We start from the raw sequence: 13909 nt of genomic DNA, 5'->3' as shown, positions 1-13909 counted from the left end.
ACGTAAACACCTCACCTGCTGCTAAAACGTATAATCGATTGTTAAAGGGGCATGATCTGAAAAACGCTGCTCCTTATAAATCTCAACCGATTTAATTTTGTCTTTTAGCCCAGGAGTAATTATCTGATAATCAATCCGCCATCCCACATTATTATCCCAAGCACGACCACGATTTGACCACCAAGTATATTGTTCAGTGTGTTGATTCACCTCTCGAAAGGCATCCACGTAACCCATAGGTCCTAATACTTGATCCAACCAAGCACGTTCTTCAGGTAAAAAACCAGAATTTTTTTGATTGCACCGCCAATTTTTTAAATCTATCGGCTTATGTGCAATATTCCAATCTCCACAAATAATAAAGTCATGTTTTTGCTGACGTTGATTTTTTAAAATAGGTAGATAGTGGTCCAAAAATTGGAACTTAAGCTGTTGACGACATTCACCACTACTACCTGAAGGCATATACAAAGAAGCGATACTCAAGCCGGGAAAATTGAGCTGCAGATAACGACCTTCTTTATCCGCACATTCCCAGCCTAAACCACCAGTGATTGAATCCGGCTTGATACGGCTATAGATCGCCACACCACTATAACCTTTTTTTTCCGCATCAAAAAAATAGGCCTGATAGTCTTGAGGATAATGTGAGACATCCAACTGATCTTCTTGTGCTTTGGTTTCCTGCAAACAAATCACATCGGCTTTTTGCTGCTTCATCCATTCAAAAAAGCCTTTTCGTGCTGCAGAACGAATACCGTTCACATTTAAAGTCATAATACGCATAGTTTAGAAGGGTAACTTAAGATCGGGATCCATGGCTAATAAAGCATTCCTAAATAAAGTTTGGATACGCTTTAAGGCAGGTAAATTATCCGCTTCAAATCGCAGAATTAAATAAGGACTGGTATTCGACGCGCGCACTAAACCCCAACCGTCGCTAAACTCAGCACGGACACCATCTATTTTACTCAGTGTCGCTTCCGGAAAATTCACATGGGCTTGAAAAGCTTGAATAAATGCAAATTTTTTATCTTCCGCGATAGGCAATTTTAACTCCGGTGTATTAATGCTGTTCGGCAATTCAGCAAATAAATCACTTATATTTTTTTTACTTTTAGCAACAATTTCTAATAACCGAGCAGCGGTATATAAACCATCATCAAAACCATACCAACGTTCTTTAAAAAAAATGTGACCACTCATCTCGCCCGCTAATAATGCACCTGTTTCTTCTAATTTGGATTTCATAATCGAATGCCCTGTCTTCCACATTAAAGATTGGCCGTCGTTTTCTGCAATGAGCTTGGCTAAATGACCCGTTGATTTGATGTCATAAATGATGAGTGCGCCTGGATGGCGTGATAAGACATCCATCGCATACAACATCATCTGTCTATCGGGCCAAATAATTTCTCCTCGATTCGTGACCACACCCAGCCTATCTCCATCGCCATCCAAGGCCAAACCAATATCTGCCTGATGCTGTTTCACACTAGCAATTAAATCATTTAAATTCTCTGGTATGCTGGGATCAGGATGATGATTGGGAAAATGACCATCCACCTCACAAAATAATTCAATCACTTCACAACCCAAACGACGTAGTAATTCGGGCGCAACGACACCACCCACACCATTTCCACAATCAAGCACCACGCGTAAAGGCCGCGCTAAAGAAATATCTTGCGTAATCCGATTGAGATAAGCTCCCGTAACCGATATTTGCTGGTAACTCCCTTTTCCTGATTTAAAGCCACCTGCTTGGACACGTCGATAAAGTGCATCAATAGTTCCTTCGGATAAGCTCTTTCCTGCTAAAACAATCTTTAACCCATTATAATTCGATGGATTATGACTTGCTGTTAACATCACTCCCGAGCGACAATTTAAAACTCTTGTTGCGAAATAAAGAACGGGGCTAGGAACTTGACCAATATCAATCACGTCACAACCACTCTCACGTAATCCTTTGTGTAAGGCTTTCATCAAAATAGGCCCTGATAACCGTCCATCACGCGCTGTGATAATGGTTTGTTCGCCTTGGTCTTGAGCGGCACTCGCTATCGCTTTCCCCAGAATATAAATAAGTTCAGGTGTGATCGTCTCACCCACAATACCCCGAATATCGTAGGCACGAAAAATACTTTTTGAAATCTCTGCACAAGAAATGTGTTGCATATCACCTCTCATTTACGTACAAACCAACAAAATACGCTTATCATACAGAAGATTTAATCTTCTATGCATAAACCCTGTTCCAACAGGTCATGGCACGGAAAATAAGTCAGCCGATTAACCTGTTTTACCCAACTTACTCACAGCTTACTAAAGACTTCCTCACTTTATATAGTGGTTGCATAGTACATAAACCACATGATATTGTGTTATATCATTTCCATAAACCTATTTCCTCACAACCTTTTTAAGGAGCATCCATGAGCGGACTTTCATCCGAACTAATGACTTCTTCTCTTCTGCTTAACAGCGCAGAGATTCTACTACCTGAAGCGGAAGCAGAACAAGAGAGTAACCCCATTTGTACGTTACAAGTTATAAAACGTAATGGTAAACTGGTTAATTACGATCCGAGTAAAATTAGAGTTGCCATTACTAAAGCTTTTCTCGCCGTAGAAGGTGGGCAAGCCGCACTATCAACTCGTATTCATGAACGGGTATCACAGCTAACACAACAAGTCACAAATATCATACACCAACGCCACCCTAACGGCGGAACATTGCCCATTGAAGCCATACAAGATCAAGTGGAGCTGGCTTTAATGCGTGTAGAAGCTCACCAAGTTGCGCGCGCTTACGTGTTATACCGTGAAGAACGGCGAAAAATGCGTGCAGAAACGAAATCACAATCTGAAGTTCAATTACAAATAACTTTAGCGGATGGCAGTCAACGTCCACTCGATCTCATCCAACTGAGCCTATTGATCACAGAGACCTGTAAAGATTTAAGTGAAGTAAAACATGAGCTCATTTTACAAGAAACTTTACGTAATCTATATGATGGCATGCCTGTCACTGAAATTGATAAGGCACTTATTATCAGTGCACGATCGCTGGTTGAACAAGATCCTAATTACACTTATGCGACCGCACGCTTCTTATTACGCACATTATATACGGAAGCATTCAACTTTCTTGATCTGCCGACTACCACTCACACCCATCATTCTGGCGTCTATTCTCATTACTTCCAACACTATATCAAATGTGGTGTTGACTTAGAATTATTGGATCCACAACTACAAACCTTTAATTTAGAAAAATTAAGTAAAGCCTTACTCCCTGAACGCGATCAGAAATTTACTTATCTGAGTTTACAAACTTTATATGATCGTTACTTTTTACACGCCGATGATATCCGTTTTGAACTACCCCAAGCTTTCTTTATGCGTGTTGCTATGGGACTTGCGCAACAAGAACCGAACAAAGAAGAGCGCGCGATTGAGTTTTATCACTTACTTTCGTCTTTTGACTACATGGCCTCCACACCGACTCTCTTTAACGCCGGAACTTTGCGCCCACAACTTTCAAGTTGCTTTTTAACCACCGTATCTGATGATCTCGATCAAATTTACAGTGCCATAAAAGATAATGCTTTACTTTCAAAATTTGCGGGTGGCTTAGGTAATGACTGGACTTCAGTCCGAGCGATGGGTGCACGAATTAAAGGCACTAATGGTAAATCACTGGGTGTCGTCCCTTTTTTAAATGTAGCTAACGCTTCTGCCGTAGCCGTCAACCAAGGTGGCAAACGTAAAGGCGCTGTTTGCGCGTACTTAGAAACATGGCATTTAGATATCGAAGAATTTTTAGAATTACGAAAAAATACGGGTGATGATCGACGTCGTACGCATGATATGAATACCGCCAATTGGGTCCCTGATCTATTTATGAAACGACTCATGCAAGGAGAAAACTGGACTTTATTCTCACCTGATGAAACCCCCGATTTACATGATGCATTTGGTTTAGAATTTGAAGAAAAATATCACGCCTATGAAGCCAAAGTCGCGCGCGGTGAAATTAAAAATTTCAAAACAATTCCAGCAGCCAATCTATGGCGAAAAATGCTGAGTTTATTATTTGAAACCGGACATCCTTGGATCACATTTAAAGACCCTTGCAACTTACGTTCACCACAACAACATGTGGGGACCATTCATAGCTCCAATTTATGTACTGAAATTACGCTCAATACCTCTACTGATGAAATAGCCGTCTGTAATTTGGGCAGTATTAACTTGCCTCAACATCTAACCGAATCAGGAGAAATCGATCAAACAAAATTGCGTCATACTATCCGCACTGCGATTCGCATGTTAGATAATGTCATTGATATCAATTATTACACCGTGCCGCAAGCGCGTCGTTCTAACTTAAAGCACCGCCCTATTGGCTTAGGTCTGATGGGTTTTCAAGACGCCTTATATCAATTACGACTCCCTTATGCTTCAGAAGCCGCTATCACATTTGCCGATCACTCCATGGAATCGATTAGCTATTACGCCATAGAAGCTTCCAGTGATTTAGCCAAAGAACGGGGTTCGTATGAAAGTTTTAAGGGATCATTATGGAGCCAGGGAATTTTACCTTTAGATTCTATTGCACGACTACAAAAAACCCGTGGTGAATACTTAGATCAAGATCGAACTGCTCGTTTAGACTGGGATACATTACGTAAAAAAGTGATGCAAGAAGGGATGCGTAACTCGAATTGTATGGCCATTGCACCAACCGCCACGATCTCCAATATCTGTGGCGTTTCGCAATCGATTGAGCCGACCTATCAAAACCTTTTTGTAAAATCCAATATGTCCGGCGAATTTACCGTAATCAATCCGTATTTAGTCAAAGATCTAAAACTACTCGGATTATGGGATGCCGTGATGCTGAATGACCTTAAATATTATGACGGCAGTTTGCAAAAAATTGAACGTGTCCCTGATAGTTTAAAACAACTCTATGCCACTGCCTTTGAAGTTCCCACCCATTGGCTCGTTGAAGCCGGATCGCGCCGCCAAAAATGGATTGATCAAAGTCAATCGTTAAATCTCTACATGGCACAAGCTTCTGGTAAAAAATTAGATGAACTCTATAAACGAATTTGGCTGAAAGGATTAAAAACAAGTTACTATTTACGGACGATGGGCGCTACACATACTGAAAAAGCCACCTTAGAAAAAAGTCACTTAAATTCAGTACCAATGGATAGTACCGCCGGCCCTGCTTGCTCGATACTCGACCCAGGTTGCGAATCATGTCAATAGACTACTAGTTTCATAAACAAAATTGAGGATCCTAAAACGATGAACACTGAACATGCCACCGGTGGTTTTACCGGTCTAGAAACACTCGAAATAGGTGCAGCCCGTGTACAAGTCGATGACAAAAAGATTATCAACTGTCGTGCCGATCTCAATCAACTCGTGCCATTTAAATATAAATGGGCCTGGGAAAAATACTTAGCGGCCTGCGCTAATCATTGGATGCCACAAGAAGTTAACATGTCGGCAGACATTGCCTTATGGCGCGATCCAAAAGGATTAAGTGAAGATGAGCGTTTGATCATAGAACGCAGCTTAGGGTTTTTCTCAACTGCTGACTCTTTGGTTGCGAACAATCTGGTCTTAGCTGTCTATCGTCATATTACCAATCCAGAGTGTCGACAATATTTACTCAGACAAGCCTTTGAAGAGGCTTTGCATACGCATGCTTATCAATATGTCATAGAAAGTTTAGGTATGGATGAAGCACGTCTTTTTAATATGTATCGCGAATTACCGACCGTGGCTAAAAAAACAGAATGGGCGCTTCCTTTTACACAAAGCTTAGCCGATCCAAATTTTCGTACCGGCACATCCGACAATGATCAACGTCTATTGCGCGATTTAATTGCTTTTTATGTGATATTCGAAGGCATATTTTTCTATGTTGGTTTTTCACAGATCCTCAGCATGGGGCGACGAAATAAAATGACCGGAACCGCCGAGCAATTTCAATATATCTTACGCGACGAATCGATGCATTTAAATTTTGGGATCGATGTGATCAATCAGATTAAATTGGAAAATCCACATTTATGGACAGCCGAATTCAAACACTATGTCATTGGCCTCGTCAAAGAAGGTGTTGATCTAGAATATCAATATGCTTTAGATACCATGCCGCGTGGTATTCTTGGATTAAATGCTAACATGATGTGGGATTATCTACGTTTCATCGGCAATCGCCGTCTTGCACAAATCGGCTTGCCTGAACAATATCCTGGTGTTAGCAACCCTTTGCCGTGGATGAGTGAAATTATTGATCTCAAGAAAGAAAAGAATTTCTTTGAAACCCGCGTAACGGAATATCAAACTGGCGGAAGTTTAAATTGGGATGATTAATTTATAAACGCAATTAAACTCAATCCGTAAGGAGTTAGTAACCACTAACTCCTTTTTTGTTTAATGATTGGCTTTTCCTACGATAAAACTCAAAAAGTAATTAGCGGCTGCCAACGCACTAATCCAAAATGGAATAGGCCAATCCGTAATAAATGCTAAAATGATGCCTAACCATACGATTAAAATACCAAACAGTACAGTTAAAAATAAACCGCTTAAAACATGATGAGTCCAATTTAAAGCCGCTGCGGAAGGCCCTATCAATAAAGTAAACACTAATAACACACCAACCACTTGACTGGCTTCGGTTACGGCAACTGCCACAATGATCATAAACAAAATAGAAATCAGCGGCAAAGAAACACCTTTCGCTTCCGCTAACTCGGGTTCTAAGCTAGCAAATAATAAAGGTCTGGCAATGACACTTAAGGCTAACAAGCTACAAATAGAATAGATCAACATCATTTTTATTAAATGCGCTGAAACACCTAAGAGATTACCAAAGAGTATCGTCATCGCTTGCGCCGCATAACTCGTATAAAAATGTAAAAATAAAACACCGAGTCCTAGTGCCAATGCCAAAATGATGCCGATAGCCACATCGCTTCTACTTATTCGGTGACCTAAGCTACCCATGCCGATGGCTGCTAATATCGTCAAAATCAACTGTCCTGTCACCGGCATTAAACCCACTAAACCTGCGCCGGTCGCCCCAGCAAAACCAATATGGCCTAATGCATGACCTGCAAAAGCTAACTTGCGAATAACCATAAAGTATCCAACGAAACCGGCTAATATCGCTGCAATCGTACCCACTAACAGTGCGTTACGAAGAAAATGATATTCAAACAGCGAAATGATCAAGGTCGGGTCGACAATGGTTGACATGATGATGGAATCCTAATTCTTTATTTATGACAAAAAGTTGCTGTTCATGCTGAATAACCTGTATATCCAACCCATAAAGTTCACTTAATTTTTTACTATTGATAATTTCATTCACTAAACCAATCACCGCTTTACCTTTCGCCAAATAGAGTACTCTATCGACGCTGGTTAATAACGGATTAATATCATGTGAAGTAAACAATATGGTAATCCCATATTGCAAACGAATATCATCAATTAAACTGACCAGCGTGGCTTGATAATAAGGATCTAAATTCATTAACGGTTCATCTAACAGTAAAATTTTTGGTTTATTCAATAAGGCTTGAGCCAATAATAAACGTTGACGCTCCCCTCCTGATAAAAGATTGTAAGGTCGATTGACAATCTTTTCAGCTTTGACCAACTGAATAACACGCTGCAATTCTTCGGTTTGTTCTGAATTTAAAACTGGCAAACCCCATTGGTATCCATTTAAATTAGCGCCTAACCAAGCGTAAGCACTCAAACTATTACCACTATTTTGGCGCATTTGTGGCATATAACCAATAAAAGCAGCCCCTTTATGTACGGCTTGTCCGAATAATGAAATACCGCCCTTGGATGGGGCAATTAAACCTAATATCGATCGCAACAAAGTACTTTTTCCAGCACCATTAGCGCCTAAAATCGCAACAAATTCACCGGACTTAATGTCTGCAGTGAAATTCTGAAAAATACAGCGTTGCCCATAGGCAAGGCTAAACTGTTTAAATTCGATGGCGTTCATTTAAAGCCTGCCTCCACTCGTTCTAATTGATCTCGCATCCACTGGTAATAAGTAGTATGCATCGGTTGGGTTTCCATAACACCGACGATAGGAATTCCCAACAATTTAGCCTGTTGTAACAAATGCAAAACCAATGGACTGCTCACCTGACTATTATAAAATACCAGTTTGACGCGATGTTGTTGCAACTGACGTTGAAACGTTTGCACTTGTTTAGGACTCGGATCCACTCCATTCATCATGCTGAGTTGAAACGGAATTCCTTGCATACGAAATCCTAAAGCCTGCGCCATATATCCAAACACCGGTTCTGTCGCAATAACCGAACTCCCGTTATGTTGCGCTTTAATTTGTTTTATCCGTTGCCATAAATTTTGCTGTTGTGCAATAAACTGTTGGTAGTGCGCTTGATATTCCTTTTGATGCTGTGGATCGTGCATGATCAAGTAGTCGCGTAATACCTTAGCATAGATGGGCATGGTATTAGGATCATACCAAATATGCGGATTAGCTCCTTCTTTTCTATGTATTAAATTAGCGACGCAAATAATAGTTCTTGCTGAACCTGAGCCAACATTCAATAAATTCTGTATCCAAGGATCGTAGCCCAAACCATTATAAACAATTAAATCTCCTTGCTCCAAAACCTTAGCCACACTCGGAGTTAAATTAAATAAATGTGGATCTTGATCGGGTTGATTAAGAATGCTGGTGACTTGGACAAAATTCCCACCGATTTGTTTTGCAACAGAACCATAAAAATTCTCGGCAGCGATAATATGGATGGGCTTTGCTATACTAGGTATTGTAAAGCTAATTGCCAATAGCAAGGTTAAGCCGAGTAAAAATTTCAACATGAAAAAACCCTTTTATTCAACGAAAAATTTTCGTTGTGGATATGATAGAGGTCTGTTGACTCAAATCATTATCCAATAACAATGATAATTAGCAAGTTTGCACTGAGCCGTTATACTATACCAAACCTGTCAAGCTAGATTATGGGGCATTATGGGCAAAATTATCGCTATCGTAAATCAAAAAGGGGGCGTGGGGAAAACCACAACCTGTATTAATCTTGCTGCATCGATGGCCTTGTTAGCACAAAAAACACTGTTAATTGACCTCGATCCTCAAGCCAATGCAACCACAGGTAGTCTTTTGCAAAAAGACCTCGATCCTCATATTGCCCAAGTCCTTTTAGATGAAGTTCCAATAGAACAGAGTCTCGTTGTTACTCCAGCAAATTATACATTGATACCCGGTTCAGGGAATTTAACACAGACAGAAATTCAATTATTAAAAATTGAACAACGTGAATACACACTCAAAAAAAAGCTAAGCGTGTTGGCCGATGCGTACGATTATATTTTACTCGATTGTCCTCCGTCTTTAAATATACTAACCGTCAATGCGTTAGTAGCTGCTCACTTCGTCATCATCCCGGTGCAATGTGAATATTTTGCTTTAGAAGGCTTAAGCAATCTAATGAACACCTTGCAAAGTTTACGTTCCACGGTTAATCCACATTTACAGATTCACGGCATACTACGTACGCTATTTGATGGTCGAAATAGTCTAGCCAAACAAATTTCAGAAGAATTACTCACGCATTTTAAAGAGAAAATGTATACCACACTGATACCACGTAATATTCGACTCGCTGAAGCACCGAGTCATGGCCAACCTGCATTATTGTATGATCCTCAATCAAATGGGAGCCAAGCCTATTTAAGTTTAGCTAAAGAAGTATTAACACGGGATGGTTGTTCTATCCCATCCGTCAGCTCACCTACTGATATACCCTCAAACGTTTTTTTAAAAAAACGCTCAAACTACGAAAAAACTCCGTCTGTTGAACAGGTATTATGATGAAAAAATCACGTTTAGGTCGCAATCTTGACATGCTATTAAGTGGTCAACCTTTTGAGGATCTCGTCCAAACAGTCAAACCTCACAAAGAAGAATTACGTCATTTATCCATAGAATGGTTACAAGCCGGTCGTTATCAACCTCGAAGAGAGTTTGCTAAAGAAGCACTCGAAGATTTAGCCAATTCCATTCGCACACAAGGCATTATCAATCCTATTGTAGTCCGTCTTATTGGCGAAAATCGCTATGAAATTATTGCCGGAGAACGTCGTTGGCGCGCCGCTCAACTAGCTAAGCTCAATGAAGTACCCGTATTAATCAAGGTAATCTCAGACGAAACCGCACTCGCTATTTCTTTGATTGAAAATATTCAACGTCAAGATCTGAATCCACTCGAAGAAGCAGAAGGGATACAACGACTCATTAATGAATTTAAATTAACACATCAAGAAATTGCTACTACGCTGGGACGTTCACGCACCACGATTACCAATTTACTCCGCTTATTAAGTTTAGCGCCACAAGTCAAACTTTTACTGCAGCAAGGACAACTCGAAATGGGCCACGCCAGAGCTTTACTCAGTCTATCGGGTAACCTACAAATTCAAGCGGCTGAAAAAATTGTCAAAAATAAACTCTCTGTTCGCGAAGCAGAACGTTTAGTACAAAATGGAGCGTTTATTAACGCTGAAATAGTGATTCCTTCAAAAATTGATGCAGATGTGCAACAACTCGAACGCAAATTATCCGAAACATTAGGGGCCAAAGTCTATTTTAAACAAACCGCTAAAGGAAAAGGTCAACTCATCATTCATTATAATAGTTTAGAAGAATTAGATGGCATTCTGTCTCATATGAATTAATTTTTTTCAGCAAAATGACTAGATGGCCTGCGCATTATTTTCGCTCGCCATAACAAAGTGATTTTTTATTTTATTTTTAGATACCGTTTCGTTCAATTCGCGAAACATTTATACCATTGCATAAGTGGTATATACAACAAAAGGCTCGTATCAAACTATAGTAATTTATTAGCCACAAGTTATAATTAGGTATTGAAAACTTATGAAATGGCAAGCCAATGGAAAATAAAACCGTTCTTCACGGGCAACATAAAAAAAACGGGGCAATACTCGTCAATTTTGCAGGGTGGCAAATGCCTCTGCATTATGGATCTCAGATACAAGAACATCACGTCGTCAGACAAGACAGTGGTTTATTTGATGTGTCGCATATGTTAGCTGTCGATATTGCAGGGGAAAATGCGATTCACTATCTCAGTTTTTTATTAGCCAATAACCCACAACGGCTCGCTCCAGGAAAAGCTTTATATACCTGCATGTTAAATAATGCTGGTGGCATTTTGGATGATTTAATTGTTTATCAACTTTCGCAACAACTTTATCGCGTAGTGATCAATGCAGGAAATCGCCTATCCGATCTGGAGTGGATGAAGGAACAAGCCCAGAATTATTCCTCTCTCTCTATAGTTGAACGTAACGATCTAGCGATTATCGCTATCCAAGGTCCTCATGCCATTTCAAAAGCAAGTAAAGCATTTAGCGCAAGTCAACAATCCCTGATTAGGGATTTAAAACCTTTCCAATGTATTGAACGTGACAATTGGTGCATCGCTAGAACAGGTTACACCGGAGAAGATGGCCTAGAAGTGATCTTACCTCTACAAGAAGCTGAAAATTTCTGGCAACGTTTAATAGACTTGGGTAACAAGCCCTGTGGATTAGGGGCTCGAGATACCTTACGTCTCGAAGCCGGATTGAATTTGCATGGTTCAGACATGGATGCGACTACCACCCCTTTAGAGTCCAATCTAGCTTGGACGATTGCTTGGGATCCTATCGATCGAGACTTTATTGGCCGACCAGCGCTCATCCAACAACAACAAAATCTAAGCCGTAAATTAGTGGGTTTAGTACTAGAAGAAAAAGGTCGTATCTTACGTAAACAACAAAAAATTATTACTTCTGAAGGAGAAGGTGAAATTACTAGTGGAAGCTATTCTCCTACTTTAGGTAGTTCAATCGCTTTTGCTAGAATACCTTACGCACACAACGAAGATTATTGTAATGTCATCATGGGAAGCAGACAATACCAGGTACGTATCATTAAACCTCCCTTTATACGAAGAGGAAAAAGAACTTTTATTTAGAGTGTATCTTCATAAGAAATTGAATTTATTAAAGAGTAATTATCATGAAAAAACTACCCGAATTATTAAAATATACGGCTACACATGAGTGGATTCGACTCGAAGAAAATAATATTGCCTGTGTTGGTATTACTCCACATGCTCAAGAATTGTTAGGGGATATCGTTTACGTTGAATTACCTATTATTAAAAAAATTTTAAAACGAAGTGAAGAGGCCTGTGTTTTAGAGTCTGTAAAAGCAGCGGCCGATGTTTATACACCACTTTCAGGTATAGTCACTGAAATCAATACCACACTGAGTAAGTCACCCGAACTCATCAACTCCGACTCTTATGGACAAGGATGGTTATTTCGACTTCAGTTTTCTAATCCGAGTGAATTAGTAAATCTATTGGATTTTGCAACTTATAAACAACAGATTTTGGTTGAGGCCTAACATGCCATTTATTCCTCATACTGATGTCGAAGTACAAGAAATGCTAGCGACATTGGGTGTACATCACATTGACGATCTTTTTGATGAAATTCCACCTCATTTAAAAACTACTGAATTAAATCTTATTCCTTCTGGCTTAACTGAAATGGAGATAACACGTTTAGCAGCACAACGTGGCCTAGAAAATAAGAACGGACTCTGTTTTATTGGTGCCGGTGCTTATGAACATCATATTCCCGCGGTGGTTTGGGATATTGCTAGCCGTGGTGAATTTATGACGGCTTACACACCTTATCAAGCCGAAGCAAGTCAAGGAACGTTACAATTAATCTACGAATATCAAACCATGATGGCGAGCCTGACTGGCATGGATTATTCTAATGCTTCGCTTTACGACGGCGCCTCTGCTTTAGCTGAAGCGGTTTTGATGGCCGTTAGATCCAACAAAAAAACGCAATCGACAAAAATTTTAATCCCACGCACTTTACACCCTCATTATCGACAAACCTTACAAGCGATTGTTACTCAACAAGCCATTGAACTCATTGAATTACCTTATTGCCCATTACAAGGTAAAACATTGCTCTCAACGCTCGATCATTGGAAACAACAAGCTATTTGCGCTTTAGTCATACCACAACCTAATTTTTTTGGATCCCTAGAAGAAGTGGATCAGTTAAGTGACTGGGCACATGCTCAACAGGCTTTTGTCATTGCTGTCACCAATCCCATTAGCTTGGCTTTGCTAAAAGAACCTGGGAGTTGGGGTGAACAAGGCGCTGACATCGTATGCGGTGAAGGACAAGCGCTCGGTGTTCCACTGGCAGGTGGTGGACCTTATTTTGGTTTTATGTGTTGCAAAAAAGAATGGCTGCGACAAATGCCAGGACGAATTGTGGGCCGCACCCTGGATAAAAACGGTAAGCCCGGATTTACATTAACGCTACAAGCTCGCGAACAACATATACGCCGCGCAAAAGCCACATCGAATATTTGTACCAACCAAGGTTTATTAGTCACTGCAGCTACGATTTATATGAGTCTATTAGGGCCCAAAGGTTTACAGCAAGTCGCTTCCGCATCTCATCACCATACGCAGCAACTCGCTGATCTATTAACCCAAATACCCGGTGTAGAATTAATGTTCAGTAGTCCTTTTTTTCATGAGTTTGTGATTCGTTTACCTAAACCTGTTCCTGATTTATTACATGGTTTAGCTAAAGTAGGAATACAAGGAGGCTATGATCTATCAAGGCTTTATCCTGAATTAGATCAGGCTCTATTAATTTGTGTCACAGAAACCAAAAATCAGACTGATTTAAACTTTTATCAACAAGAATTATCAAAATTACTACAGACGATATCGTAAAAA

The 13909-nt window shown here is 40.1% G+C and carries 12 protein-coding genes; 7 read left to right on the top strand and 5 right to left on the bottom strand.

The genetic code is table 11. The features are described from left to right. Nucleotides 1-21: 21 nt before the first annotated feature. The gene (locus ACICP9_RS01390; protein WP_395498246.1) at nt 22-786 is read right to left on the bottom strand and encodes an exodeoxyribonuclease III; all 765 of its coding nucleotides are present in this window, start codon (nt 784-786) and stop codon (nt 22-24) included. Between the two features lie 3 nt (nt 787-789). Next, nucleotides 790-2181 carry a phosphomannomutase/phosphoglucomutase gene (locus ACICP9_RS01385; RefSeq protein ID WP_395498244.1) on the bottom strand — a complete coding sequence of 464 codons (1392 nt, stop codon included), beginning with the start codon at nt 2179-2181 and terminating at the stop codon, nt 790-792. A gap of 281 nt (nt 2182-2462) precedes the next feature. Here ACICP9_RS01385 and ACICP9_RS01380 point away from each other — a divergent pair, with 281 nt between their 5' ends. Beyond that, a complete protein-coding gene (locus ACICP9_RS01380; RefSeq protein ID WP_395498894.1) occupies nt 2463-5285 on the top strand; it encodes a ribonucleoside-diphosphate reductase subunit alpha in 2823 nt (940 codons plus the stop codon). 39 nt (nt 5286-5324) lie between these two features. After that, entirely contained in the window at nt 5325-6404 is a 1080-nt protein-coding gene (locus tag ACICP9_RS01375) for a ribonucleotide-diphosphate reductase subunit beta (RefSeq protein ID WP_395498242.1), read from the top strand. A 60-nt stretch (nt 6405-6464) separates the two neighbouring features. On the opposite strand, the gene ACICP9_RS01370 is transcribed toward ACICP9_RS01375, so the two are convergent. Genes ACICP9_RS01370 through ACICP9_RS01360 form a run of 3 tightly spaced genes read right to left on the bottom strand, consistent with a single transcriptional unit; the run spans nt 6465 to nt 8918 of the window. After that, entirely contained in the window at nt 6465-7292 is an 828-nt protein-coding gene (locus tag ACICP9_RS01370; RefSeq protein ID WP_395498240.1) for a metal ABC transporter permease, read from the bottom strand. Next, on the bottom strand, nt 7249-8061 hold the full coding sequence (locus ACICP9_RS01365) for a metal ABC transporter ATP-binding protein (protein ID WP_395498238.1): 813 nt from the start codon (nt 8059-8061) through the stop codon (nt 7249-7251). Before ACICP9_RS01365 ends, ACICP9_RS01370 begins: the two co-directional genes overlap by 44 nt. Next, on the bottom strand, nt 8058-8918 hold the full coding sequence (locus tag ACICP9_RS01360) for a metal ABC transporter solute-binding protein, Zn/Mn family (protein WP_395498236.1): 861 nt from the start codon (nt 8916-8918) through the stop codon (nt 8058-8060). The genes ACICP9_RS01365 and ACICP9_RS01360 overlap by 4 nt, the downstream gene beginning before the upstream one ends. A 151-nt stretch (nt 8919-9069) precedes the next feature. Here ACICP9_RS01360 and ACICP9_RS01355 point away from each other — a divergent pair, with 151 nt between their 5' ends. The 5 genes from ACICP9_RS01355 to gcvPA all read left to right on the top strand — a co-directional run bounded on the left by ACICP9_RS01355 (nt 9070) and on the right by gcvPA (nt 13906). Beyond that, entirely contained in the window at nt 9070-9930 is an 861-nt protein-coding gene (locus ACICP9_RS01355) for a ParA family protein (RefSeq protein ID WP_395498234.1), read from the top strand. Then, nucleotides 9924-10793, top strand: coding sequence for a ParB/RepB/Spo0J family partition protein (locus ACICP9_RS01350; protein WP_395498892.1), 870 nt, complete (start codon nt 9924-9926; stop codon nt 10791-10793). Before ACICP9_RS01355 ends, ACICP9_RS01350 begins: the two co-directional genes overlap by 7 nt. Before the next feature lie 218 nt (nt 10794-11011). Further along, nucleotides 11012-12100, top strand: a complete 1089-nt coding sequence (gcvT, locus tag ACICP9_RS01345; protein ID WP_395498232.1) for a glycine cleavage system aminomethyltransferase GcvT — start codon at nt 11012-11014, stop codon at nt 12098-12100. Between the two features lie 44 nt (nt 12101-12144). Continuing rightward, complete coding sequence (gcvH, locus tag ACICP9_RS01340; RefSeq protein WP_395498230.1) at nt 12145-12537, top strand: glycine cleavage system protein GcvH; 393 nt, start codon at nt 12145-12147, stop codon at nt 12535-12537. A gap of 1 nt (nt 12538) precedes the next feature. Continuing rightward, a complete protein-coding gene (gcvPA, locus tag ACICP9_RS01335) occupies nt 12539-13906 on the top strand; it encodes an aminomethyl-transferring glycine dehydrogenase subunit GcvPA (protein ID WP_395498228.1) in 1368 nt (455 codons plus the stop codon). Nucleotides 13907-13909 lie beyond the last annotated feature (3 nt).

The sequence above is a fragment of the Rickettsiella endosymbiont of Litargus connexus genome (assembly GCF_964277335.1).
GTDB classification, from domain to species: Bacteria; Pseudomonadota; Gammaproteobacteria; order Diplorickettsiales; family Diplorickettsiaceae; genus Aquirickettsiella; species Aquirickettsiella isopodorum.
The sequence above is the reverse complement of the archived record's forward strand: the minus strand, read 5'-3'. Positions and strand labels throughout refer to the sequence as shown.